Raw genomic sequence first — 23,828 nt, 5'->3', positions numbered from 1 at the left:
TCGCAGCGGTTTTTCTCTTAAAAAATAAAAAACAGTATATAACAGTATAAAACAGTTGACAACAGTTCTATGCTGTTATATACTGTTTGCAAGAGGAGGAAAACCATGAAGATTATAATCCATCACTCATCCATGGTCCCCATTTACGAGCAGCTCGTGGACCAGATAAAAACTATGATATTAAACGAAGAATTAAATCCGGGAGAGATTCTTCCTTCTGTGCGCGGTCTGGCAAAAGAATTGAAAATCAGCGCCCTCACAGTAAAGAAATCTTACGATACCCTGGAGGCAGAAGGCTTTACCATTACCGTACACGGAAAGGGGACTTATGTGGCCCAGGCCAACCGGGATGCCAAGCTGCAGGAGCAGCAGAAGGAAATAGAGGCAGAATTTGAGCATGCCATAGAGAAAGCCAGAAGGTACGGCATGACAGAGGAAGATATCCGGGCAGTTTTCGACCTGATTATGGAGGAATAGAGTATGTTGAAAATCAAAGATTTAAGAAAGTCTTACGGAACCTTTGAGTTAAATTGTTCCATGGAAATTCCCGCAGGCTGCATTACCGGACTGGTGGGCTCCAACGGTGCGGGAAAGAGCACAACCTTTAAATCTGTTTTAGGGCTGATTTCCATAGACGGAGGAAGCATAGAGGTTTTCGGAAAGGAGATACATACCTGGACAAAAGCGGAAAAGCAGCGGATGGGAGTGGTGCTGGCAAATGGGGGATTTAATACATATCTTACGATGAAAGATATGGAAACCGTGCTTTCCCGGATGTACCCCCGGTTTGACAGAGCCATGTTCCGGGAATACTGCCGCCGCTATCAACTTCCGGCAGACAAAAGAATCAAAGAGTTTTCCACAGGTATGCTGGCAAAGGCGAAAATTCTGGCAGCCATTACTCATAAAGCAGATTTACTGCTTTTGGATGAGCCCACCACCGGACTGGATGTTCTGGCCAGAGAAGAGTTGTTGGATATGCTGCGGGCCTACATGGAGGAAAACGAAGAGAGAACCATTTTGATTAGCTCTCATATTTCTACAGATTTGGAGGGGCTTTGTGATGATTTGTATATGATAGACAACGGAGAGATTGTACTTCATGAGGAAATGGATGTACTGCTGGGGCAGTACGGTATTTTAAAGGTGACACAGAGCCAGTTCGATGCCATGGAAAAACAGTATTTGCTGCGGGTAATGAAAGAAAGCTATGGTTATCGTTGTCTGACCAGAGAAAAGCAGTTTTATATGGAAAATTATCCTAACCTTGCGTTAGAAAAGGGAAACGTGGACGAAGTGATTGCCATGATGGTGAAGGGAGAAGCAATATGAAAGGATTATTACTGAAAGATTTTGCCCTGATGAAGGGACAGCGAAGATTTTTTTTGATGTTGCTGCTGATTGGAATGATTCCGGCGCTGGCCGGAGGCAATGTGGGTTTTCTTACCGTCTATCTGCCTTTTGGCTTCTGCTTTTTTACCATATCTACTATCAGTTATGATGAGATTGACAATAGCCTGCCCTTTTTGCTGATTCTTCCGGTTAGCAGAAGAGAATACGCAGGAGAAAAATATGTGTACGGCATAATCTGTGGAGTTGGAACTTTGGTGTTATGCCAGCTTTTGGGTATAGGATATGGCATATTCCATGATGATTTTCTGATGATTCCCTATTTTGTTCAAGGAGGAGTCACAGCTGTAATTATGATAGTTTTTTTTGCAATTATGATTCCCATACAACTGAAATTTGGGAGTGAAAAGGGAAGAATTTTTCTCTTTGCTATTGTGATAGCAGTAATGGGAAGTATAGCTGTGCTCAATCGTCTGCTTCATCTTAGCATAGAAGCAGAGAAAGCCGTGGGATTTTTGGCAGATATTCCCGTATGGGGATATATTTTGGGCAGTATCGTGTTGTGTGTACTGGCATTGGGAATCTCCTACAGTATCAGTGTCAAAATTATGGAGAAAAAAGAGCTGTAGAGGAAAAATATTTTTAGCAATGAGCGAAGAGAGACTTTTTTCAGATAGACCCTGGAGGGCTGCTGAGAAGTCTCTCTTTTTATCTGCGGGCCAGAAAATATCAGGTTTCTGCCATTTTCTGAATCAGTCGCCGGTTATAGACTAAATGCAAGTACATGGCATCCTGCGCACGGACAGAGTCGTGGGCGCAGATAGCTTCTGTGATTTCCCTGTGAGTTTCTATCGTCTCTGTGTAGAGACGGCTTTTGGTTATTTCCACAAACAAAGGAATAGAACTGTTAATGACAGGAATCAGGCGGGGAACCACCAGATTCTTGCTGCTCATGGCAATGGCCGTATGAAATTCAATATCTTTTTGAATGTGATTTTTCTGTTGGAGCAGTAAATCTTCCACTTCGCTGCACAAAGCAGTGATTTTCCGGATGTCGTTTTCATCTGCCCATTTTGCAGCCATTGCAGCAATGGAAGGTTCAAGTAAAAAGCGTACGTCCAGCAAGTCTGCCACCAGTTTCTTTTTATCGCCTATAAAAGTGAAACCAAGAGGGTCTTCTACCATTCCGGGAGAAGCAGCTACATAAGTTCCGGAACCCTGACGGATAGTGACAATATTTCGGGAAGCGAGAAGCTTCATGGCTTCACGAATGGAACTGCGCCCGGCATGGAGCCGATTCGACAGGTTTGATTCGTTAGGCAGCTTGTCTCCGGGCTGCAGATGTTCTTCTAAAATCAATGCAATGATATCCTCGGCTATTTTCTGCGGAAGACTTTTTTCATCTAAAGCGTCTGGTGAGATCGGATTGGTCATACGTTTTCCTCGTTTCTTTTAAATGTATCCTTTGTTCTATATAATAAAGTAGAAGGAGATTTCTTGTCAAATCGTGAAAATGCACAAAAAACAAAAGTGAAAATTGGATAAAATTACGATGTTGTTTTTTGCAAATGAAAAAATTATAATGTTAAACATCGGATGAATTTGGAGAATAAATAGATTGCAATGAAGTAAAAACAAAAAAACAAAGTGAAAATCAAAAAAAACATGAAAAAACATCAGATGATTTAGGAGGAATACAAAAATGGCAGATACAACATTTACAGCCGACCCAACAAGACTGATGGTGGCTGCCGCAGTTGGAATTGTAGTTTTGCTGGTGCTTATTATCAAAATGAAATTGCACCCGGTGTTATCTATGATGATTTCCGCTATTCTCATTGGAATCGGAGCAGGCATGCCGCTGTCTATGATTTCTGAGACTGTGGAAAAGGGAGTGGGAGAAACCCTTCAGGGAATTGCCTTACTGGTAGGACTTGGCTCTATGTTTGGAGGCATTCTGGAATCCAGCGGAGGTGCGAGAGTAGTTGCCCAGACGTTAATCAACAGATTTGGACAGAAAAAGGCAGGGGCAGCGCTGGCTATCACCGGACTGGTCATTGGAACTACAGTATTTTTTGAAGCCGGAGTTGTGGTATTGATTCCGCTGGTTTTCAGCGTGGCAAAGCAGACCCGAAAGTCCACCCTGTATTATGCGATTCCTCTTCTGGCAGGATTGGCCAGCGGATATGCCTTCGTGCCGCCTTCTGCTGCGTCTGTGCTGGTCTCCGATGCTCTTGGCGTAAATCTGGGAACTATGATTTTACTTGGCGTTCCTACAGCAATTCTCAGCATGACCACAGCAGGAATTATCTGGGGCAGATTTATTGGAAATAAGATTTTTACCGAGTTACCCCAGAATGTAAAGGAAATTCATGATGAAAAGGAGGAAACCTTTCCTTCTTTCGGACTTGTGCTGGGGGTTATTCTGGTGCCGCTGGTATTGATTCTTTGCAGTACACTTGCAGAATACATGCCTTTTCCACAAGAAGTTAAAGATGGATTGAAATTTTTAGGAGAACCTTTTCTGGCACTTACGATAGCTACTTTATTCTCTATGTATTTTCTTGGAATACGGAGAGGAATGTCCAAAAGTCAGTTGAAGCAGATACTGGAGCACTCTTTGCGCCCGGTTGGCATGATTCTTCTGGTGATTGCCAGCGGTGGTGTTATCCGCTGGATGCTTCAGGATTCCGGCCTGGGAAATGTGATTGGACCTATGCTGGAGAACAGTGACTTACCTCTGATACTTGTGGCTTTTTTCATTGCGCTTCTTGTGAGAGCGTCTGTAGGAAGTTCTATTGTAGCCATTACTATGGCATCAGGTATCATGGCTTCTATGCCGGCGGTCATGGGAGAGAATATGTTGTACCGCGGGGCTATGTGTCTGGCTATCTGCGGGGGAGCTACGGCTTTGAGTCATGTGAATGATGCAGGTTTCTGGCTGGTGGGAACATTTCTGGAAATTGATGAAAAGACTACATTGAAAACCTGGACCATTATGGAGACAATCGTAGGTGTTACAAGTTTGCTTGTAGGACTGGTCGTTTCTATGTTTGCATAAGCTCCATGATGAAAGGAAAATGGCGGAAAATAAAAAAAGTAGTTGACATTTCAGAAATCAGGGCTATAATGGTTATTAAATCAATTACAACATATTAATGTGATAAAACACCGAAATCCGATGAAGGGAACAAGGTCATATTTCAGAACGGTATTTCAGAGAGTCTGCGTTTGGTGAAAGCAGATATAGCGGGAAATGTGAATATCCTCCCTAAGGAGCTGACTGAAAGAAGCAGTAGGTTCAGCCGGAATCCTCCGTTAAAGGGAAAACATATGAAGTATGTGAGCGCTGCAGGAAATCTGCAGAATGAGGGTGGTACCGCGGATTATATTCGTCCCTTTCGGCAAGAGCCGGAGGGGGCTTTTTGTCGTGTGAAAGTTCATGAAACTTTTCTTGGGTGTTTGCACAGAAGAAGGAGGATTTCTATGAAAGCATTACAAAAAGCAAGCAAATTTCTATCCAATTACACTTCGGCCGTGGTGATTGCCATAGCGGTTGTCACCTTTTTCCTTCCGGGGCTGATGGGCTGGGTCAACTTCCAGTTGTTTACAGATATGGTGGGCAATAAATTTACCAGCCAGTCTTTGATTATCGGAATTATCATGTTCAGTATGGGACTGACACTGACGACCCAGGATTTTAAAATTTTGGCGCAGCGTCCTCTGGATATCTGTATCGGTGCAGCTGCCCAATATCTGATTATGCCGTTTCTGGCTTTTGCGGTCAGCCGTGCCCTGCATTTGCCGGATGGCATTGCCCTGGGACTGATTTTAGTAGGCTGTTGTCCGGGGGGAGTTTCCTCCAATATCATGTCCTACCTGTGCGGCGGTGACGTGGCCTTTTCTGTGGGCATGACTACGGTATCCACACTGCTGTCCCCGATTATGACACCGCTTCTGGTTTCTTTTCTGGCAAGCGGAACAAAAATCAATATTCAGGGGCTGCCCATGTTTGTGTCCATTATCGAAACCGTGATTCTTCCTATTGCCGTAGGATTTCTTCTTAACTATCTCTGGGGAAAGAAAAAGACTTTCCAGAATATCCAGAAAATGATGCCCGGTGTTGCTGTATTGGGTCTGGCCTGCGTAGTAGGCGGTGTCATTTCTTCACAGAGCGCAAACTTCTTCAACTCAGGTGTTGTCATTTTTGTAGCTGTTCTGCTTCATAACGGACTGGGCTATCTGTTGGGCTACGGTGCCGGTAAACTGACAGGCATGAACACTGCGAAGAAAAGAACAATCTCTATTGAAGTGGGTATGCAGAATGCGGGACTTGCCACCAACCTGGCCACTACTACGGCACAGTTTGCCAGCACCCCGCAGTCCGCAATTATCTGTGCGGTATCCTGTGTATGGCATTCCATTTCCGGAACCTTGATTGCCGGTTTCTTTGCAGGTCTTGACCGTAAAAAAGAAAAAGCAGAAAGCACGGTGGGAAGCGGAGCCATTCTTTCTGAAAATGAATGATTTAAAGGAATTCTGAAAATGAACTATAAAATTTTGATTATAGAAGATGATTCTGTCATACAAAAAGAACTGAAAACACTTTTAAAAGGCCACGGATATGAGGTGCAGGCTGTGGAAGATTTCCGTCAAACCATAGAAACGGTAAAGCAATTTTCCCCCCATTTAATTCTCCTGGACGTTAAACTGCCAGGAGAAGATGGATTTTCCCTATGTGCGAAAATCCGCAGCTTTTCCGCTGTGCCCATTGTGTTTGTCACCAGCTGCAGCACAGATATGGATGAATTGAACAGCATTATGCTGGGAGGAGATGCATTTATCACAAAACCCTATCATACAGCCATTCTTCTGGCAAAAATGGATTCCCTTCTCAAAAAAGCCTATCCAAGGGAACAGAATACCTGTCTGACACACAGAGGTGTCACCCTTCATCTGGAGGACAGCACCATATCCAGGGGAGAAGAGAGTGTAGAATTGACAAAAAAAAATGAAGTGAAAATTTTATATTATCTGTTTTGCCATGCAGGAAGTATCTGCGCCAGAGGGGATTTGATAGAATACCTGTGGGACAACCGTCTTTACGCAGATGACAATGCCCTGAGCGTGAATATCAATCGTATCCGGGAGAAACTTTCCTGCATGGGAGTACAAGACTTTATTATTACAAAACACAGACAGGGATACCGGATATAATGCCTTATGAATGGATGGAGCGGCTGAAAAGTATCCATGTACTTATAAAATAGCAGAGGAATAAACCGGCCAGAATACTTACAGTTGTGCCTGCCTGCAGCAGCAAGGCGGTAACCCCAATATACGCAGAGATTTCTGCTGATATAGATTGTACAAAATAGGCAATCACAACAGCAGCAACTATGACAGCTACAAGGACTGGAAGGCCAAACCAGACACCTAACTGCTTCAGCACCAGTTTCTGTATACGCGGCTCCTCCACGCCTAATTTTCTAAGTACGGAGAAGCGGTATTTGTACTGGTCTGCGTCCAAAAGCTGCTGCAGGGAAAGTATCGTAAGGCAAATCACCATGAGTACCACAGCACCATAAAGCATTGCAGCCTGTAAGATGAAATTACTTGCTTTTGTGCTATTAATCTGCAGGGTGCTTAAACGAATTCCATAACTGGTTTCTTTATCTGTCTCTTCTGGATATTCTGCTGTGAAAATTTTTTCCAGTTGGCGGGCGTTTTCATAAGAAATCGTTTCCTTTGTTGTAATATAGCGGTTTTGCATAACCGGAAGCAAGCGCTCACACACCTTATCCGGGAACACATAAAGGACATTGGTATAGGAATTGTAGGCCGTTTCCCCAATGGGGTCTTCATAAAAGGACTGCTTAGAGAGCGTTAATGTTCCGGCGTCTGTTGCAACATGGGTATGACTTTCCAGAAAGCGGTCTATTTCTTCCGTCTCTGCAATGGACTTCCACTGCGTGGTAAACGCATTTTCTGCCAGAGAAACAGGAGTATATCCAAGCATTTCCCGTATGGCATTGTAGTCGCTTAAAGAAATTGCCGCAACAGGAAAATCGTATTTTGAGCGGCTGTGAAAATCATCTTTGTTTGGAAGGTATAGATGAAAAGTGCAGTCGTATGCCGCTTCAAGCTTGTGTTCTGCCAAAAAATCTGTCACCAGGTTATAAGTATCATGGGGCAGATTTTCTTCTTCATATACGTCGTTGTATCCGGAATAAATCTGCACATCATACATAGAGCGTATATCCAGATAACCGGAAGCCCAATTCACCAAAATGGGGGCCGCAATGAACAGAAAAACAGCAAGCACTAAGGTTATACAGATAAGAGTCATGGTCTTGCTGGTTGTATTCAGCTTCGATAAAATCTGTCCAAAAAAGAAAAGAGCTTCCTGGCGGTATCTGTGTTTGGACGATTTCTCTTTCCAGGCCAAAAGGAAGCTGCCGGCAAGGTAAAGGAAAGCACAAATAAAGAAAAGCAAATCCATCAGGACAAATACCAGATATTGATGGATGGTTCCGCTGCCTAAGGCCAGATAGTATTCCTTTGTCAATGCGGGGACACTGGCTGCTGTGCATGCATTTAGAACAGAGCATACAAGCAAACCTGAAAGCAGTGTAGAATCACTTGCTTTTTTCTTTTTTATCAGGCACAGCACAGACCAAAGCAGAGTCATGGCCGGAAAGAGAATGTTTCCCCAGAACATGATTTGTACAGGAAGGGCGAATCGGGAGTCATAGTAAAACCAGACTTTTTGTATTCCTGTAAGGAGCATCCACACGGACAATCCTTCAAAGAGGATGATCACACCAGAAATCCAACGACTCCTTTTTAATGCAGGCTCGTTTTCCCTGCCTGATAAAAGCATATCCATTATTTTTGCCTTTTGGATGGCGTGGATATTCCACATCCCCACAAGCAGGAAACTGCATACAAAGAAGCAGACAGTCAGCAAAACCGTATCTGGAAACAGGATCCATGTCAATTCATAACTTTTCCCATAGGAGGTCAGCAGCAGGGCAGTGATAAATTGGGAACAGAACACACCAAGGAAAATTCCAATCACAATAGAGAGTGTTCCCATGAGAAAGGTTTCGGCAAAGAAAATCCTGCCAATGATTTTTTGTTCCATACCCATGACGGACTGCACTGCAAATTCTTTTTGCCTGCGCTGAAGCATATAACGATTGACAAAATGTATCAAAAACAGCACAAGCAATGTAATGAGGCAAATGGCTGCTTTCAAGCCGTCACTTAAGAGTGTGAAGTCGTATTCACTTCCTATATCCGGCCTGTAATAGCTGCTGGCAATGGACAGGAAAGAATAAAACAGGGCAACGCAGATAGTCATGGTTACAATGTAGATTAAATAGTCTTTTACAGACCGGCGGGCATTTTTGAGAACAAGTTTAACATACATGGCTTTGCCCTCCTCCAATCATGGTAAGGACATTCAGAATTTTATTGAAAAAAGCACTTCTGCTGTCATGTCCCTTACACAGTTCCGTGAAGATTTCTCCGTCCCTGAGAAAGAGGATACGATTGGCATAGCTGGCTGTAAAAGCGTCATGGGTTACCATGAGAATCGTAGCGCCCATCTGTTCGTGGATACCTTGCATGGTGGACAAAAGCATTTGAGAGGAATGGCTGTCCAAAGCTCCTGTGGGTTCGTCTGCCAAAAGCAGCCTGGGATTGTTGATGAGAGCCCTTGCACAGGCGCAGCGCTGTTTCTGGCCGCCGGATACCTGGTAGGGATATTTGTTTAGAATATCACAGATATTCAGCTTTTGCGCCATATCCCAAATGCGGGGTTCCACATCCTGAGCCGGGGTTTTATGAATGGCCAAAGCCAGGGCAATGTTTTCGGAAATTGTCAAGGTATCTAATAAGTTAAAGTCCTGAAAGACAAAACCTAAGTTTTCTCTGCGAAACCGGGCAAGAGACTTTGGCTTTATCTCCGTAATGTCTGTTCCTTCTAAATAAATGTGGCCTGCGCTTACGGTATCAATAGCAGAGATACAGTTAAGCAGCGTTGTTTTTCCGGAGCCGGACGCCCCCATAATACCGAGAAATTCTCCGGCCTCAACGGAAAAGCTGATATCCTGAATGGCCTTCGTGATATTCCCTTCATTGCCATAGTATTTTTGGATATGTTCCAATTTCAAAATGGTACTCATGTGTCTGACCTCCTTAAGTCTTTTCTGTATTGGATTATAAATGGCCTGGGAATTTTTTTGTATCAGGTTTTCTTACACAGTTCTTACAGAAATGTAAGAATTGCAGAGCCTGTCAGTTCTGTACCCCGGTAACAAAATCGTTGACAGGAAAAGACAGCGTAAGAGTTGTCCCTTTTTCTTTCGAGTAAGCAGTCAGCCCAATTCCAAGCTTATCACAAAGACGCTTGCACAGATACAGCCCAATTCCAGTGGAATTTCTGCCGGTTCGCCCATTCTGTCCGGTAAAGCCTTTTTCGAAAATGCGGGGCAGGTTGCCTGGGGGTATGCCGATTCCGTTGTCTTCTATACATAAAAGAATATGCTCCTGCTTTCTTACCGTAAAAAAGTGTAAAGCCGGCTGTTCTGTACCATACTTGACAGCATTGCTGATAAGCTGGTTTAAAATAAACCGTATCCATTTATCATCCGTATAAACACAGTGCTCCAGGTTGTCTGCAGTAATTCTCATATTGCTCTGCCGCAAAAGATATTTGTTGTCTGCAATGGCGTTATGTACCACATCACTTAGCTGGATTTCCCGTATAGAGTAATCTTTTTCTGTATGTTCACTACGGGCATAGTAGAGCGCCTGTTCTGTAAATTGCTGGACATTTTCCAATTCTGCCAGCAGTTCTCGGGTAAAGGAGGAACGGTTATTTTCGCAAAGCAGCTTCATGGCTGTGATTGGGGTTTTGACTTCATGTATCCACTGCTCGATGTATTCCTTATATTCTTTTCGTTCCCGTTGGATTTCCCCTATTTTTTCAATCATAGATTTTTCTGCCATTTTCATAATCTGGTAGAAGACCTGCTCGGCGGCTTTCTCCGGTACAGCCATGATTTCCGGTATTAAGTACCGTTCCTCTAACTGCTCTGCCATGTCCAACAATTTGTTCAGACGAGTCTTTTGCATACAGCAGACAATGACTAAGTATGAAAGCAAAACAAGCAGCCAGACCATAAGAATAAACAGAACCGTCTGTACGGCATTGCCATTGGCCAGTAAAAACAGGGCAAGTGCCAGCATACCCAAAACATGGATAAAAATAACGGGCAGTTGATTTCTCAGATATTGTTTTACGCGCATAAGGTATCCCCTTTCCTGTTGTCTGTCTTCCTAAAGATGTCTTTCTGTTACTCTATTATACTGTGCAGGAGAGATTTTCTCAATATGGCAAAGTCTTGACAAAAAAGAAAAAAGGCCTATAATAGTTCTTTGTAAAACGGTTCTTTTTAAAACTATCAGCAACGGGAAAGGAGAGGTGGAAAATGAGGCCGGAAGCATCAGATATGCGGCTGTTGATGCGGTGTGTGACAAAGCTGTATGAGCAGTGTCTGGAAAATATTCGGGGAGAATATGGGCTTTCACAGATAGAAATCGCCATTATCGGATTTCTGTATAACAATCCGGGAAAGGATACTGCTGCAGAGATTGTGGAGCTGCGAAGGCTTCCCAAGGGAAATGTATCACAGGGCGTGGAACTTTTGGTAAAAAAAGGGCTTGTAAAACGAAACGCTGATACAACGGACCGCAGAAAAGTGCATTTGTCTTTGGAGGAGGCGGCAATTCCCATTTGCAGCGGAATTGAAAAGGTGAATCAAAAGTTTGAGGAGCAGCTTTTTGCCGGTCTTTCCGGAGAAGAAAAAGAGATATACGAGAGAATCAACAGACAGCTTATGGAAAATATTGAGAAAGGAATGAGTTTTCATGAAAAGTGACAAAGATTTTCTGGGTACACAGCCCATTGGAAAATTGCTTTTAAATCTGGCGCTGCCCACGGTTGCCGCGCAGATTATCAACATGCTTTACAACATTGTAGACCGTATTTATATCGGACATATTCCTAAGGCGGGGGCCATGGCGCTGACCGGAGTGGGAGTCTGCATGCCTCTGATTATGATTGTGTCTGCCTTTGCAGCACTGGTTGGAAACGGCGGTTCTCCCAGAGCTTCTATTGCCATGGGGAAAGGTGACAATGAGTCTGCAGAGAAAATTTTGGGCAACTGCTTTACTTTGCAGATAGTGATTTCCACTATTTTAACAGCCGTGCTGCTGCTTTGGAACCGAGATTTTCTCATGGCGTTCGGGGCCAGTGAGGATACCATTGAGTACGGTGTCAGCTATATGAATATTTATGCACTGGGAACTATTTTTGTACAGCTTACCCTTGGTATGAACGCTTTTATTACAGCTCAGGGATTTGCGAAGACGGGTATGCTGTCTGTGCTGATTGGTGCAGTTGCCAATATTGTCCTGGACCCCATTTTTATTTTTGGTCTGGACATGGGGGTAAAAGGAGCGGCCCTTGCCACCATCCTTTCTCAGGGATTATCCTGTATCTGGGTAATGGCATTTCTTTTCGGAAAGAAAACATTCCTGCGTATTCAGAAGAAGAATCTGAAACTGCAGAGGACGGTCATTTTTCCGTGTATTGCTCTGGGTTCTTCTGTTTTTGTTATGCAGGCCAGTGAAAGTATTATCTCCATCTGTTTTAACTCTTCTTTGCAGAGATACGGCGGAGATATTGCCGTAGGCGCCATGACGATTCTTACCAGTGTGATGCAGTTTGCCATGTTGCCGCTGCAGGGACTGGGACAGGGAGCGCAGCCCATTATCAGTTATAATTACGGTGCCCGCAATGAAAAACGTGTAAAATCGGCGTTCCGTCTGCTCTTGAAAGTCAGTTTGTTTTATTCCCTGCTGCTGTGGGGACTGGTGATGCTGTTCCCAAGGGCTTTTGCCGGAATGTTTACTTCTGACGGAACCCTGATGAATTTTACAGAGACCGCGCTGCGTGTCTATATGGCCGCTCTGTTTATTTTCGGTATTCAGATGGCGTGTCAGATGACTTTTATGTCTATCGGAAACGCAAAGGCCTCTATCCTAGTAGCCGTTATGAGAAAATTTGTGCTCCTGATTCCTCTGATTTACCTTATGCCCTTGATTTTTGACGGGGATAAGACGAAAGCAGTCTATATGGCAGAGCCGGTGGCAGACACGTTTGCCGTGATTTTTACGGTGGTTCTTTTTGCCCGTCAATTTAAAAAGGCACTTGCTGAAATATCCCGTTGAGATATGGGGGAAAAAGGGATATAATAGGGGTTGTAATAGATTAAGAGGTGGGAAACCGTCTCGGATAGGAGTAATATGAATTACGAAGAAGCAAGAGTATATTTGGACGAAATTTCCAAATACGGAAGTGTACTTGGCTTGGAGAATATGAAAGAGCTGCTGGTCAGACTTGGTAATCCCCAGGAAGATTTAAAGTTTATCCACATTTCCGGAACAAATGGGAAAGGGTCTGTGCTGGCTTATCTTTCAACGATACTGTCCGGCGCGGGATATCGCACAGGAAGGTACATATCCCCTACACTGTTTTCTTATCGGGAGCGGATTCAGGTCGATGAGAAAGAAATTGAAAAAGAATCTCTTGCCCGTCATGTGACAGCCATTTCAGAGGCTGTGAAAGATATGGCGGAGCAGCATGCGGGAACACCTACGATTTTCGAGGTGGAGACTGCTCTGGCTTTTCTCTATTTTAAGGAGAAAAAATGTGATGTGGTAGTGCTGGAGACAGGGCTTGGAGGGGCTCTGGACGCTACCAATGTGATTACTACCACACTTTTGGAGGTCATTGCCTCTATCAGTATGGACCACATGGAATTTCTGGGAGATACCCTGGAGAAAATTGCCGTGCAGAAGGCGGGCATTATTAAGCCCCATACCCAGGTAGTCTGTGCAGCCCAGAAGGAAGAAGCCCAAAAAGTGATAGAAGAAACCTGCAAAAGGCAGCATTGCTGCCTGCGGACGGTAAAGCAGGAACAGATAAGCCAGATTTCCTATGGACTTTCCGGGCAGAGTTTTACCTACGGCAAATGGGAAGAGGTGAGAATTTCCCTGGCCGGAAGTTATCAGGTGGAGAATGGCGCTCTGGCGCTGGAGGCTGTGGAGGCTTTGCGGGAAATAGGCTTCCTTCTTTCTGACGAGCAGGTTCGGGCAGGTATGCACAAGGCCTGTTGGAGAGGCAGATTTACACGGATTGCCCAAAATCCGGATGTGATTCTGGACGGTGCGCACAATCCGGCTGCAGCTCTGGAATTAAAGCGTTCCATAGAACTGTATTACAAGGACAGAAACCTGCACTATATTTTCGGTGTGTTTAGGGATAAAGACTACCGGAAAATCATTGCATTGACCGCACCTTATGCAAAGGACATTATAACCGTGGAAACACCGGGAAATCCCCGTGCCCTGCCGGCTGAAGAACTGCGGGATGCGGTGGCAGAGGTGAATCCGTCTGTGGAGGCGGCCAAAAGTATCAAAGAAGCAGTCCAAAAGACTCTGGAACGCGCGGACAAAGAAGACGCAGTGATTATCTTTGGTTCCCTGTCTTTTTTAAAGGACGCAGTAAAAGCAATTTCATGTGAGGGTAAGGAAAATGACGAAGAACAAAATGGATAAAGAAAAAATCGAAGAAGGCGTAAGACTGATTCTGGAAGGAATCGGAGAAGATATTAACCGGGAGGGACTTTTAGAGACTCCGGACCGGATTGCCAGAATGTATAAGGAACTGGCAGCAGGCTATACAGATGATGCGGCAAAACACCTGAAAAAGAGATTTCATGTAGATAACAACGATATGGTATTGGAAAAGGATATTCCTTTTTATTCCTTCTGCGAACACCATATGCTGCCTTTCTACGGTACCGCAGCCATTGCCTATATTCCAAATGGCGAAGTGGTGGGACTGAGCAAAATGGCAAGAACCGTGGAAGTGTTTGCAAAGCGTTTTCAGCTTCAGGAACGTCTGACCGCGCAGGTGGCGGATGCTTTTATGGAGGAGCTGAAACCTCAGGGCGTTATGGTGCTTGTAGAAGCAGAGCATATGTGTATGACTATGAGAGGCATTAAAAAACCGGGTACAAAAACGGTTACTGTGGTTACCAGAGGCGTCTTTGATGACAATGAAAAGCTGCAGAACAATTTCTACCGTATGCTGGAAAGACGGTAAATATGGACAGAGTAAATAAAATCTGCAGTCATGCGCTGTGGCAGCAGGCGGTGGCCAAGATACAGGAACTGGAAAAAGAGCGGGTTTTCTGCGGGCATGATGTGGCGCATTTTTTAGATGTGGCAAGATTGGCCTATATTGAAAATCTGGAAAAAGGTCTGGCTCTGGATAAGGAACTGATATATGGTGCTGCCCTGCTTCACGACATCGGCAGAGGGCTGGAATACACCCAAAACATACCCCATGACCAGGGAAGCCAGCTTCTGGCAGAAAAGATTCTGCCGGACTGCGGCTATACGAAAGAAGAAGAAAACGCAATTCTGGAGGCAATTTCCGGCCACAGAACAGCAGATACCGGAACCAGAGCGGATTTGGCGGGACTCTTATACCGCGCAGACAAGAAATCCAGGACCTGTCTCTTTTGTTCGGCACAGGCAGAATGTAAATGGAGCACAGAAAAGAAAAATCTTACCATAGAGGTGTAAGCTAGGAGGAACTTCTTATGATGAAAATCGGAAATCGTATGTTTGATGTGGAACAGGACTGTTCCATTATGGGAATTCTCAATGTAACCCCGGATTCTTTTTCTGACGGGGGCAAGTGGAATGATATAGAAAAGGCAAAAAAGCACACAGCAGATATGATTGCGGAAGGTGCGGCCATTATTGATATTGGCGGAGAATCCACCCGCCCCGGTCATGTGCAGATTTCCATTCAGGAAGAAATTGACCGGGTAGTGCCGGTGATTGAAATGGTAAAAAAGGAATTTGACATTCCGGTATCCATTGACAGCTATAAAGGAGAAGTAGTGGAAGCGGCTTTAAAGGTAGGGGCTGACCTGGTGAATGATATCTGGGGACTGAAATATGACGCAAAAGTTGCCGAACTGATTGCCGAATATCAGGTGCCTTGCTGTTTGATGCACAACCGGGAGAAAGCGGAATACAACAACTTTTTAGACGATATGTGCCAGGATATGCGGGAGTCTCTGGCTATTGCGAAAAAAGCAGGCATTGCCGATGACAAAATCATTCTGGATCCAGGCGTGGGATTCGGAAAAACATATGAGCACAATCTGATGGCCATTCATCATCTGGAACGTCTGGTGGAATTAGGCTATCCGGTACTGTTGGCCACTTCCCGGAAATCCGTTATCGGAACGGCTCTGGACTTGCCTTCTGACGAGCGCGTGGAGGGTACTTTAGTGACTACGGTTCTGGGAGTACAGAAAAGGGCAGCTTTTGTCCGTGTCCACGATGTAAAAGAAAATTTAAGGGCTATCCGCATGACGCAGGCCATTTTAAGGGAAGGAAAATAAGCCATGAAAACATTGCAGTATGATGAAATTCATGTGGAAAATCTGGAAGTCTTTGCGAATCACGGAGTCTTTCCGGAGGAAACCAGTCTGGGACAGAAATTTGTGATTTCCCTTACCATGTATGTGGATACCAGAAAGGCAGGGAAAACGGACTGTCTGGAAGAATCTGTGCATTACGGGGAAGTCAGCAGCTTTATGACGGCCTATACAAAAGAACATCCCCGGAAACTCATTGAGGCGGCAGCAGAAGACCTGGCAGAAACGGTGCTGCTACAGTATCCTCTTTTAAAAGGTGTGACACTGGAACTGAAAAAGCCCTGGGCGCCGGTGGGACTGCCTCTGGAGACGGTTTCCGTGAAAATTACCCGGTTCTGGCACACGGCTTATCTGGCCCTCGGCTCTAATCTGGGAGATAAGGAGGGCTATTTAAATCAGGCTATCAAAGAACTGGACAGCGCAAAAGACTGCCAGGTGGAAAAGGTATCTTCCTATCTGGTGACAGAGCCTTATGGGGGTGTGGAGCAGGATGATTTCTTAAATGCCTGCCTGAAACTGAAAACCCTGCTGTCCCCTCAGGAGCTTTTAGAACGTCTGCATGAAATTGAACAAAATGCCCACAGAGAACGGTTGGTTCACTGGGGACCCAGAACCCTGGATTTGGATATTCTTCTGTACGATGACGAAGTACTGGAAACAGAGGATTTAATCATTCCCCATGTGGAAATGCAGCTTCGGGATTTCGTATTAAAACCCATGTGTGAAATTGCACCGTATAAAAGACACCCTCTTTTAGGAAAAACCATGACACAGCTTTTGTGTGAATTGGAAGAAAAGGGCTGATGATGAAAGAAAAGATACTGGTTGCAGATGATGAACAGGAAATCGCAGATTTGATAGAGGTCTACCTGGAAAATGAGGGTTTTCAAGTACGGAAGTTTTACGATTCCAAAGAGGCTCTGGCCTGCATTGAGACCGAAGTGCCGGATTTGGCTGTCCTGGATATTATGATGCCAGATATCAGCGGTCTTACCCTTTGCAGGAAAATCCGGGAAAAACATAATTATCCCATTATTATGCTTACGGCCAAAAATGGGGAACTGGATAAGATTAACGGTCTGGCTCTGGGGGCAGATGATTATATGACAAAGCCTTTTCTGCCGTTGGAACTGGTGGCGCGAATTAAAGCCCAGCTTCGCCGGTACAAGCGGTATAATACCGGAACCGTGCAGGACGCAGGGGATATTCTTACACATAAGGGATTGGTGCTGAATAAGAAAACTCATGAGTGTACTTTAAATGAACGCCCGCTTTCCCTGACGCCTACGGAGTTTGCCATTTTGGCAATTCTCTGTGAAGAAAAGGGGAAGGTAGTCAGCTCCGAGGAATTGTTTCATCAAATCTGGAAAGACGAATATTACAGTAAGAGCAACAATACCATTACAGTTCACATACGGCATTTAAGGGAAAAAATGCAGGACTCCTTCGAAAAGCCCAGGTACATTAAGACAGTCTGGGGGTGTGGCTACAAAATTGAAAACTAAAGGACGGAGAAACAAACGTCTTCGGTATATCAGGTTATTTGCTGCGCTTATAGCGGTTCCCCTTATCTGCTATACCATTTACTATATAGCGGATGTGTTTTTTAACGGGGCTTTTGTGGACTGGTTTACCCATCGGTTTGTGTATGAGCAGACCGTTTATGAGGGGGAGACGGCTTATGTAGAGCGTCAAATTGCCTGGAATGTGTTAAAACCTTTTCTGGCAAAAGTTTTTTTGCTGGCGGCGGCGTTCTTTGCCCTGTCTTTGGCGTTTGTCTCTTATTTCAGTCAGAAGCGAAAAGCAGAGAAACTTCTTTTGGATACCAGCCGGAAGATTCATCAGTATATGCACAGTGAACTGGAAGCAGAAGAAATTTTTCCTTCGGAATATGCCCAGGTCAGTACCCAGATTGTGCAGATAAAGGCGGACATGCAGCAAAAGGAACGGCGCTTAAAGGAAGAGGCCCAGAAGAAGAATGATTTGATTACCTATCTAGCCCATGATTTGAAAACCCCCCTGACTTCGGTGCTGGGATACCTGAATCTTTTAGAGGAGGCGCCGGATATGCCTGCTGCACAGAGAGAAAAATATGTGCACACTGCCCTTGGAAAGGCAGAACGTCTGGACAGTCTGATAGAGGAATTTTTTGAAATTACCCGGTATAATCTGCAGAATATGGTGCTGGAAAAAGAAAATCTGGATGTGTCTTATATGATGATACAGATGACGGAAGAATTTTATCCTGTGTTGTCATCCGGGCATAATACGGTCCGTCTGGAATTGCCCCAGGAATTTTTCGTGTACGCGGATTCGCAGAAGCTGGCCAGAGTTTTTAATAACCTACTGAAAAATGCCATTGCTTACAGTTATCCGGACACAGAAATTGTAGTAAGAGGAGAGCAGCAGGGGGAACAGGCTGTGATTTCTTTTGAAAATCATGGAAAAACCATTCCGAAGCAGAAACTGGATTTGATTTTTGAGAAATTTTTCCGTATGGATGAGGCCAGAAAAAGCAATACGGGAGGGGCAGGTCTTGGACTTGCCATTGCAAAGGAAATTGTGGAGCTTCACGGGGGAAGTATCTCGGCGGAAAGTAAGCAGGAGAAAACCGTTTTTCGGGTGACACTGCCGGAAAAACCCTCAAATTAATAAAATCTTAGGAAATACACAGGAAAATCTTAAAACACCATTCTTTTGTGTTTGTTACATTAGATACAGAGAGAAATCTGTAGAACAAACGAAAAGGATGGTGTTTTTCATGTCAAAAAGACGAAGAAGGAAAAGAAGAAAGCATATGCTGATGGGGTTTATCCTGTTTCTGACAGTGACGTATGGGCTGCTGGCATTGGGAACCTGGGCGGTGGGAAATTTACTGCAAAAGAACAGGGAAACAGAACAAGGAGTCCTCTCTGAAACTCTAAATCTCCAAAAACTCTCCAGCAAAGCAGCCGTGCTGACGGACCTTTCCACTGGAAAAATTCTGGCTGAAAAAAAGGGCGATGAACGGATTTATCCTGCGTCTCTTACTAAAATCATGACGGTGGTTCTTGCCATGGAGAAATTGGATAATCTGGATGATACAACGGTTCTTGACGGAGATATGTTCCGGGAGTTATATGCCCAGGGAGCGTCCATGGCGGGTTTTGCCCCTCAAGACCAGGTTTCTTACCGGGATTTGCTTTACGGTGCTCTGCTGCCTTTAGGCGCGGAGTGTTGTGAAGCTTTGGCAAGGGTCTGCGACGGTTCGGAGGAGGCCTTTGTAAAAGAGATGAATCAGAAGGCAAAGAAACTGGGAATGAAACATACCAATTTTAAAAATGTAACCGGACTTCATGACAAAGACCATTACACCACAGCAGAGGATTTATCCCTGCTTCTGGAATATGCGTTAAAAAATCAGGAGTTTTATGAAATTTTCACTGCAAAAAGTCATAGCATGGCTCCCACAGCTTCCCATCCGGAAGGATTTACCGTGTACAGCACCATGCGCCAGGAAATGGAGCAGAACGGAATTTCGGAGCCGGGAATTCTGGGCGGAAAGACAGGTTATACCTCGGAAGCCGGACTTTGTCTGGGAAGTCTTTTAAGCTTAGGGGGGAAGGAGTATATTCTGATAACCGCAGACGCACCGGGGAGTCATGAGACGGAACCCAGCCATATTTTGGATGCGGCAGAGGTCTGCCGGCAGTTGTCGCTCATTGGCAGTTGACAGAAAAATCAGGTTCCGGTAAAATATAAAGTAATGCAAATAGGAGAAAAATCAGAAAAACAGGATAGCTCAAACGTTTGACGCAAACCTTTGAGTAAAAAATGCTTGCCCTGGAGCCGGGTCTAAGGAGTATGATAGAGGTAAGCAAACAGAAAAGGAGCCTGAGATACATGGACAAAAAAGAGCTGCAGAATTTGCTGGAGCAGGTAGCCGGAGGACAGGTAAAGCCGGAAGATGCTCTGCTTCAGATAAAAACAGAACCTTATAAGGAAATGGGCTTTGCCAAGCTGGATACCCACAGGGGAATCCGTCAGGGCATGGCAGAAGTGATTTACGGTGCGGGAAAAACAAAAGAACAGATTTTAAAGATTGCCCAGGCCATGGTGGAAGAAAGGGAAAAGACGGTGCTGATTACCAGAATGAGCAAAGAGGCGGCGGAATATGTGGGCGCTTCCCTGGATTTGCATTATGACGACCTTTCCCGGACAGGCATTGTGGGACAAATACCGAAACCGGACGGGGTGGGCAAAATTGTGGTGGCTACCGGAGGAACCAGCGATATGCCGGTGGCAGAAGAGGCGGCTTTGACTGCCCAAGTGTACGGAAATGAAGTGGTTCGTCTTTACGATGTGGGTGTGGCGGGTATGCATAGGCTGATGGACCATATTGAGGATATTATGAGTGCCAGGGTGATTGTAGCCATTGCAGGTATGGAAGGGGCTCTGGCCAGCGTCATCGGCGGTATGGCAGACTGTCCGGTGATTGCAGTACCCACCAGCGTAGGATACGGGGCGAATTTCGGAGGACTTTCCGCTCTTTTGTCCATGCTGAATTCCTGTGCCAGCGGTATCAGTGTGGTAAATATTGATAACGGATTCGGTGCGGGGTATCTGGCAAGTATGATCAATCATCTGGAGGGGAGAAAAGAATGAAAACCTTATATTTAGAGTGCAATATGGGGGCCGCCGGAGATATGCTCATGGGCGCTCTTCTGGAGCTGATTCCGGACCGGGAAAAATTTCTGAAAAAACTGAATCAGGCTGGCCTCCCCCATGTGAAGGTGTCTGCAAACCCGGCAGTGAAATGTGGGATTACGGGAACGCACGTTTCTGTGCATGTAGACGGCGCCGAAGAAGAGAGTGAGGAGGTATCCTTACAGGGAAGCGGACTTGAATCTCAGGAAGTGCATGAACACCACCACGGGCATACACACGCCCATGGACATCATCACCATGCGGGGATGAAGGATATTACAGAGCAGATTGACCGGCTGCAGACAGATGAGGCTGTCAAAGAAGATGTGAAGAATATTTACCGTATCATCGCCCAGGCGGAAAGCCAGGTACATGGCCGTGACATTACAGAAATTCACTTTCATGAAGTGGGTACGGCAGATGCTCTTGCGGATATTACAGGCTGCGTCATGCTGATACATGAACTGAAGCCGGAACAGGTGCTGGTTTCCCCTGTTACCACAGGATTTGGACAGGTGCGCTGCGCTCACGGGGTACTTCCGGTTCCGGCCCCTGCCACGGCTCGGATTCTTATGGGAGTGCCCTGCAATGCGGGAAGGATGGAAGGGGAACTCTGTACTCCTACAGGTGCGGCGATTCTCACCTATTTTGCCTCTGCTTATGGCAGAATGAGGGAGATGAAAATGGAAAAAATCGGCTATGGAATGGGGAAAAAGGACTTTCCAGCCGCAAACTGTGTCCGGGCAGTTTTGGGAGAGGCTCCCGCTGTTTGACAATTTGATACAGTTCTGGTATGATAGAAAAACGATTGCTTGATTTATGGAGTTGTTGCATTGATTGCATGTCGAGAATGTGCGGTGCGGCAACTCCATTTTTATGAGTAGTTAGAAAGAAGAGGTAAAGAATAAATATGGAAAATGTGAAATTTGAAAATCTGCAGCTTTGCCCGGAGATTTTAAAAGCTGTGAAATATATGGGCTTTGAGGAGGCTTCTCCCATTCAGGCTCAAGCGATTCCTACTATTATGGAAGGAAAGGATATCATTGGACAGGCCCAGACCGGTACGGGCAAGACCGCAGCCTTTGGAATTCCCCTGCTGCAGAAAATCAATCCTAAGGAAAAAAAGCCTCAGAGTATTATCCTGTGCCCCACAAGGGAACTGGCTATACAGGTAGCAGAGGAAATCCGCAGTCTGGCAAAATATATGCATGGCATTAAAGTTCTTCCTATTTATGGCGGCCAGGAAATTGTAAAGCAGATTCGATCTCTGAAAAGCGGGGTGCAGATTATTGTAGGAACACCGGGTCGTGTCATGGACCATATGCGGAGAAAAACGGTGAAAATGGACCAGATTCATACCGTGGTTTTAGATGAAGCAGACGAAATGCTGAACATGGGATTCCGGGATGATATTGAAACAATCTTAAAAGGGGTGCCGGAAGAGAGGCAGACCATCCTGTTTTCTGCCACTATGCCGAAAGCCATTATGGAAATTACGAAAAAATTCCAGAAAAAGGCAAAGGTTATTAAGGTTACCAAGAAAGAACTGACTGTGCCCAATATTGAGCAGTTTTATTATGAAGTAAAGCCCAAGAATAAAGAGGAAGTGCTGACCCGCCTGCTGGATATTTATACGCCAAAGCTTTCTGTTATTTTCTGCAATACGAAGAAGCAGGTGGACTTGCTGGTGACAGCCCTTCTGGGGAGGGGCTATTTTGCAGCAGGGCTTCACGGAGACATGAAGCAGGAGCAGCGTGACCGGGTTATGCAGGGCTTCCGCAGCGGGAAAACGGACATTTTGGTGGCAACGGATGTGGCAGCCAGAGGAATTGACGTGGATGAGGTCGAGGCGGTATTTAACTATGACCTGCCGCAGGATGACGAATACTATGTGCACCGCATTGGCCGTACCGGACGTGCAGGCCGTATTGGCCGTTCTTTCTCCTTTGTATCCGGAAAAGAGGTTTATAAGTTAAAAGAAATTCAGCGCTACTGCAAGACCAAGATTTTTGCGCAGAAAGTGCCGTCTTTAAATGATGTGGCAAATACTAAGATTGAAAATATTCTGGATTATGTGGAAACCATGATTGCAGAGGAAGATTTGACTGCCATGATTGATGCTATTCAGGACAAGCTGAATCATTCGGATTATACGGCTATGGATATGGCGGCAGCCTTTCTGAAAATGCAGAGCGGCATGTCTGAGATAAAAGAAGAGGAAGAGCCAGACTTCGGAGATACCGGGGCAGAAGAACCGGGGATGGTGCGGCTGTTTATTAATATCGGCAAGAAACACAAAGCAAAACCGGGAGACATTCTGGGAGCGCTGGCAGGTGAAAGCGGCATGCCGGGTAAACTCATTGGTACCATTGATATGTTTGATAAATATACCTTCGTAGAAGTACCTCAGGAATATGCAAAATCTGTGCTGTATGCTATGAAAAATGTGAAGATTAAGGGGAAATCCATTGCTGTAGAACCGGCGAACCAAAAATAACAGACAGAGAAAATGGCAGAAAGGAGAGGGATAAGGTTATGGCGAAGAATACAGAAGAAAGGAAGCGAACACTTGCGCTGGAAATCATTCAGCGTCTGAAACAGGAATATCCGGATGCCGGGTGTACGCTGGACTATGACCAGGCCTGGAAACTGCTGGTGGGTGTTCGTCTGGCTGCCCAGTGTACCGATGCCAGAGTGAATGTGGTGGTAGAAGAACTCTATAAGAAATACCCGGATGTGCAGGCTCTGGCTTTGGCTAAACCAGAAGAAATTGAAGAGATTGTCCGTCCCTGCGGACTTGGAAAAAGCAAGGCCAGAGATATCAGCGCCTGTATGAAAATCCTGTGGGAGGAGTATCAGGGAAAGGTTCCGGAGGACTTTGACGCGCTTTTAAAGCTGCCCGGCGTAGGCAGAAAGAGCGCCAATCTCATTATGGGCGATGTGTTTCACAAACCGGCCATTGTCACAGATACCCACTGTATTCGCCTGGTGAACCGTATGGGGCTGGTGGACGGATATAAAGAACCGAAAAAGGTGGAGATGGCTCTTTGGAAAATCATTCCTCCGGAAGAAGGCAGTGACTTTTGCCACCGTCTGGTTTATCACGGCAGAGACGTGTGTACGGCAAGGACAAAGCCCCACTGCGAGAACTGCTGTCTGAAGGATATTTGCGCCAGAAACGGCGTGGACTGAGAG

The 23,828-nt window shown here is 45.3% G+C and carries 24 protein-coding genes and 1 other annotated feature; of the genes, 20 read left to right on the top strand and 4 right to left on the bottom strand.

What is annotated here, in order from left to right:
- Nucleotides 1–105 precede the first annotated feature (105 nt).
- From G5A70_RS11205 to G5A70_RS11195, 3 genes are read left to right on the top strand one after another with little or no spacing between them, the layout of a single operon-like run.
- Complete coding sequence (locus G5A70_RS11205; protein WP_173749727.1) at nucleotides 106–477, top strand: GntR family transcriptional regulator; 372 nt, start codon at nucleotides 106–108, stop codon at nucleotides 475–477.
- 3 nt (nucleotides 478–480) lie between these two features.
- Nucleotides 481–1,332, top strand: a complete 852-nt coding sequence (locus tag G5A70_RS11200; RefSeq protein ID WP_173749726.1) for an ABC transporter ATP-binding protein — start codon at nucleotides 481–483, stop codon at nucleotides 1,330–1,332.
- Complete coding sequence (locus G5A70_RS11195; RefSeq protein WP_173749725.1) at nucleotides 1,329–1,979, top strand: ABC-2 transporter permease; 651 nt, start codon at nucleotides 1,329–1,331, stop codon at nucleotides 1,977–1,979. Before G5A70_RS11200 ends, G5A70_RS11195 begins: the two co-directional genes overlap by 4 nt.
- A 100-nt stretch (nucleotides 1,980–2,079) precedes the next feature.
- Here G5A70_RS11195 and G5A70_RS11190 read toward each other — a convergent pair whose 3' ends face one another.
- Complete coding sequence (locus G5A70_RS11190; RefSeq protein ID WP_173749724.1) at nucleotides 2,080–2,784, bottom strand: FadR/GntR family transcriptional regulator; 705 nt, start codon at nucleotides 2,782–2,784, stop codon at nucleotides 2,080–2,082.
- Nucleotides 2,785–3,052: 268 nt separating this feature from the next.
- Between G5A70_RS11190 and G5A70_RS11185 the strand changes: the two genes are divergently transcribed.
- From G5A70_RS11185 to G5A70_RS11175, 3 genes are all read left to right on the top strand, one after another.
- Nucleotides 3,053–4,411 (top strand): GntP family permease, encoded by a 1,359-nt coding sequence (locus tag G5A70_RS11185; RefSeq protein WP_173749723.1) that lies wholly within the window; start codon nucleotides 3,053–3,055, stop codon nucleotides 4,409–4,411.
- A 111-nt stretch (nucleotides 4,412–4,522) separates the two neighbouring features.
- Nucleotides 4,523–4,753, top strand: a binding site (T-box leader).
- An 83-nt stretch (nucleotides 4,754–4,836) separates the two neighbouring features.
- Entirely contained in the window at nucleotides 4,837–5,877 is a 1,041-nt protein-coding gene (locus G5A70_RS11180; protein WP_173749722.1) for a bile acid:sodium symporter family protein, read from the top strand.
- 18 nt (nucleotides 5,878–5,895) lie between these two features.
- On the top strand, nucleotides 5,896–6,567 hold the full coding sequence (locus G5A70_RS11175; protein ID WP_173749721.1) for a response regulator transcription factor: 672 nt from the start codon (nucleotides 5,896–5,898) through the stop codon (nucleotides 6,565–6,567).
- 4 nt (nucleotides 6,568–6,571) lie between these two features.
- On the opposite strand, the gene G5A70_RS11170 is transcribed toward G5A70_RS11175, so the two are convergent.
- The 3 genes from G5A70_RS11170 to G5A70_RS11160 form a co-directional block, all read right to left on the bottom strand.
- Nucleotides 6,572–8,785 carry an FtsX-like permease family protein gene (locus G5A70_RS11170; protein ID WP_173749720.1) on the bottom strand — a complete coding sequence of 738 codons (2,214 nt, stop codon included), beginning with the start codon at nucleotides 8,783–8,785 and terminating at the stop codon, nucleotides 6,572–6,574.
- Entirely contained in the window at nucleotides 8,775–9,542 is a 768-nt protein-coding gene (locus G5A70_RS11165) for an ABC transporter ATP-binding protein (RefSeq protein WP_173749719.1), read from the bottom strand. The genes G5A70_RS11170 and G5A70_RS11165 overlap by 11 nt, the downstream gene beginning before the upstream one ends.
- A gap of 112 nt (nucleotides 9,543–9,654) precedes the next feature.
- On the bottom strand, nucleotides 9,655–10,668 hold the full coding sequence (locus G5A70_RS11160) for a sensor histidine kinase (protein ID WP_173749718.1): 1,014 nt from the start codon (nucleotides 10,666–10,668) through the stop codon (nucleotides 9,655–9,657).
- A 182-nt stretch (nucleotides 10,669–10,850) separates the two neighbouring features.
- Between G5A70_RS11160 and G5A70_RS11155 the strand changes: the two genes are divergently transcribed.
- From G5A70_RS11155 to G5A70_RS11090, 14 genes are all read left to right on the top strand, one after another.
- Complete coding sequence (locus G5A70_RS11155; RefSeq protein WP_180211140.1) at nucleotides 10,851–11,300, top strand: MarR family winged helix-turn-helix transcriptional regulator; 450 nt, start codon at nucleotides 10,851–10,853, stop codon at nucleotides 11,298–11,300.
- Entirely contained in the window at nucleotides 11,290–12,654 is a 1,365-nt protein-coding gene (locus tag G5A70_RS11150) for an MATE family efflux transporter (RefSeq protein WP_173749717.1), read from the top strand. Before G5A70_RS11155 ends, G5A70_RS11150 begins: the two co-directional genes overlap by 11 nt.
- 75 nt (nucleotides 12,655–12,729) lie before the next feature.
- The gene (locus tag G5A70_RS11145; protein ID WP_173749716.1) at nucleotides 12,730–14,043 is read left to right on the top strand and encodes a bifunctional folylpolyglutamate synthase/dihydrofolate synthase; all 1,314 of its coding nucleotides are present in this window, start codon (nucleotides 12,730–12,732) and stop codon (nucleotides 14,041–14,043) included.
- On the top strand, nucleotides 14,036–14,593 hold the full coding sequence (gene folE / locus G5A70_RS11140; RefSeq protein WP_207718895.1) for a GTP cyclohydrolase I FolE: 558 nt from the start codon (nucleotides 14,036–14,038) through the stop codon (nucleotides 14,591–14,593). The genes G5A70_RS11145 and folE overlap by 8 nt, the downstream gene beginning before the upstream one ends.
- 2 nt (nucleotides 14,594–14,595) lie before the next feature.
- A complete protein-coding gene (locus tag G5A70_RS11135) occupies nucleotides 14,596–15,078 on the top strand; it encodes an HD domain-containing protein (RefSeq protein WP_173749714.1) in 483 nt (160 codons plus the stop codon).
- Between the two features lie 20 nt (nucleotides 15,079–15,098).
- A complete protein-coding gene (gene folP / locus G5A70_RS11130; protein WP_173749757.1) occupies nucleotides 15,099–15,911 on the top strand; it encodes a dihydropteroate synthase in 813 nt (270 codons plus the stop codon).
- Between the two features lie 3 nt (nucleotides 15,912–15,914).
- On the top strand, nucleotides 15,915–16,751 hold the full coding sequence (folK, locus tag G5A70_RS11125; RefSeq protein WP_173749713.1) for a 2-amino-4-hydroxy-6-hydroxymethyldihydropteridine diphosphokinase: 837 nt from the start codon (nucleotides 15,915–15,917) through the stop codon (nucleotides 16,749–16,751).
- Nucleotides 16,752–16,753: 2 nt separating this feature from the next.
- Nucleotides 16,754–17,452: a VanR-ABDEGLN family response regulator transcription factor gene (vanR, locus tag G5A70_RS11120; RefSeq protein WP_173749756.1), complete on the top strand. Its 699-nt coding sequence runs from the start codon at nucleotides 16,754–16,756 to the stop codon at nucleotides 17,450–17,452.
- Complete coding sequence (locus tag G5A70_RS11115) at nucleotides 17,442–18,599, top strand: sensor histidine kinase (protein WP_173749712.1); 1,158 nt, start codon at nucleotides 17,442–17,444, stop codon at nucleotides 18,597–18,599. The genes vanR and G5A70_RS11115 overlap by 11 nt, the downstream gene beginning before the upstream one ends.
- A 109-nt stretch (nucleotides 18,600–18,708) precedes the next feature.
- Nucleotides 18,709–19,659: a D-alanyl-D-alanine carboxypeptidase family protein gene (locus tag G5A70_RS11110; protein ID WP_173749711.1), complete on the top strand. Its 951-nt coding sequence runs from the start codon at nucleotides 18,709–18,711 to the stop codon at nucleotides 19,657–19,659.
- A 170-nt stretch (nucleotides 19,660–19,829) separates the two neighbouring features.
- Nucleotides 19,830–20,591, top strand: a complete 762-nt coding sequence (gene larB, locus G5A70_RS11105) for a nickel pincer cofactor biosynthesis protein LarB (protein WP_173749710.1) — start codon at nucleotides 19,830–19,832, stop codon at nucleotides 20,589–20,591.
- The gene (locus G5A70_RS11100) at nucleotides 20,588–21,406 is read left to right on the top strand and encodes a LarC family nickel insertion protein (protein ID WP_173749709.1); all 819 of its coding nucleotides are present in this window, start codon (nucleotides 20,588–20,590) and stop codon (nucleotides 21,404–21,406) included. Before larB ends, G5A70_RS11100 begins: the two co-directional genes overlap by 4 nt.
- Nucleotides 21,407–21,543: 137 nt before the next feature.
- Nucleotides 21,544–23,130, top strand: a complete 1,587-nt coding sequence (locus G5A70_RS11095) for a DEAD/DEAH box helicase (RefSeq protein ID WP_173749708.1) — start codon at nucleotides 21,544–21,546, stop codon at nucleotides 23,128–23,130.
- 38 nt (nucleotides 23,131–23,168) lie between these two features.
- Nucleotides 23,169–23,825, top strand: a complete 657-nt coding sequence (locus tag G5A70_RS11090) for an endonuclease III domain-containing protein (RefSeq protein WP_173749707.1) — start codon at nucleotides 23,169–23,171, stop codon at nucleotides 23,823–23,825.
- The last annotated feature ends 3 nt before the right edge of the window (nucleotides 23,826–23,828 follow it).

The organism is Blautia hansenii, assembly GCF_013304445.1.
Lineage (GTDB): Bacteria > Bacillota > Clostridia > Lachnospirales > Lachnospiraceae > Blautia.
The sequence above is the reverse complement of the archived record's forward strand: the minus strand, read 5'-3'. Positions and strand labels throughout refer to the sequence as shown.

Coding starts and splice junctions, on each gene's coding strand:
- G5A70_RS11205 (WP_173749727.1), top strand. CDS start 106: ATGAAGATTATAATCCATCACTCATCCATGGTCCCCATTTACGAGCAG.
- G5A70_RS11200 (WP_173749726.1), top strand. CDS start 481: ATGTTGAAAATCAAAGATTTAAGAAAGTCTTACGGAACCTTTGAGTTA.
- G5A70_RS11195 (WP_173749725.1), top strand. CDS start 1,329: ATGAAAGGATTATTACTGAAAGATTTTGCCCTGATGAAGGGACAGCGA.
- G5A70_RS11190 (WP_173749724.1), bottom strand. CDS start 2,784: ATGACCAATCCGATCTCACCAGACGCTTTAGATGAAAAAAGTCTTCCG.
- G5A70_RS11185 (WP_173749723.1), top strand. CDS start 3,053: ATGGCAGATACAACATTTACAGCCGACCCAACAAGACTGATGGTGGCT.
- G5A70_RS11180 (WP_173749722.1), top strand. CDS start 4,837: ATGAAAGCATTACAAAAAGCAAGCAAATTTCTATCCAATTACACTTCG.
- G5A70_RS11175 (WP_173749721.1), top strand. CDS start 5,896: ATGAACTATAAAATTTTGATTATAGAAGATGATTCTGTCATACAAAAA.
- G5A70_RS11170 (WP_173749720.1), bottom strand. CDS start 8,785: ATGTATGTTAAACTTGTTCTCAAAAATGCCCGCCGGTCTGTAAAAGAC.
- G5A70_RS11165 (WP_173749719.1), bottom strand. CDS start 9,542: ATGAGTACCATTTTGAAATTGGAACATATCCAAAAATACTATGGCAAT.
- G5A70_RS11160 (WP_173749718.1), bottom strand. CDS start 10,668: ATGCGCGTAAAACAATATCTGAGAAATCAACTGCCCGTTATTTTTATC.
- G5A70_RS11155 (WP_180211140.1), top strand. CDS start 10,851: ATGAGGCCGGAAGCATCAGATATGCGGCTGTTGATGCGGTGTGTGACA.
- G5A70_RS11150 (WP_173749717.1), top strand. CDS start 11,290: ATGAAAAGTGACAAAGATTTTCTGGGTACACAGCCCATTGGAAAATTG.
- G5A70_RS11145 (WP_173749716.1), top strand. CDS start 12,730: ATGAATTACGAAGAAGCAAGAGTATATTTGGACGAAATTTCCAAATAC.
- folE (WP_207718895.1), top strand. CDS start 14,036: ATGGATAAAGAAAAAATCGAAGAAGGCGTAAGACTGATTCTGGAAGGA.
- G5A70_RS11135 (WP_173749714.1), top strand. CDS start 14,596: ATGGACAGAGTAAATAAAATCTGCAGTCATGCGCTGTGGCAGCAGGCG.
- folP (WP_173749757.1), top strand. CDS start 15,099: ATGAAAATCGGAAATCGTATGTTTGATGTGGAACAGGACTGTTCCATT.
- folK (WP_173749713.1), top strand. CDS start 15,915: ATGAAAACATTGCAGTATGATGAAATTCATGTGGAAAATCTGGAAGTC.
- vanR (WP_173749756.1), top strand. CDS start 16,754: ATGAAAGAAAAGATACTGGTTGCAGATGATGAACAGGAAATCGCAGAT.
- G5A70_RS11110 (WP_173749711.1), top strand. CDS start 18,709: ATGTCAAAAAGACGAAGAAGGAAAAGAAGAAAGCATATGCTGATGGGG.
- larB (WP_173749710.1), top strand. CDS start 19,830: ATGGACAAAAAAGAGCTGCAGAATTTGCTGGAGCAGGTAGCCGGAGGA.
- G5A70_RS11100 (WP_173749709.1), top strand. CDS start 20,588: ATGAAAACCTTATATTTAGAGTGCAATATGGGGGCCGCCGGAGATATG.
- G5A70_RS11095 (WP_173749708.1), top strand. CDS start 21,544: ATGGAAAATGTGAAATTTGAAAATCTGCAGCTTTGCCCGGAGATTTTA.
- G5A70_RS11090 (WP_173749707.1), top strand. CDS start 23,169: ATGGCGAAGAATACAGAAGAAAGGAAGCGAACACTTGCGCTGGAAATC.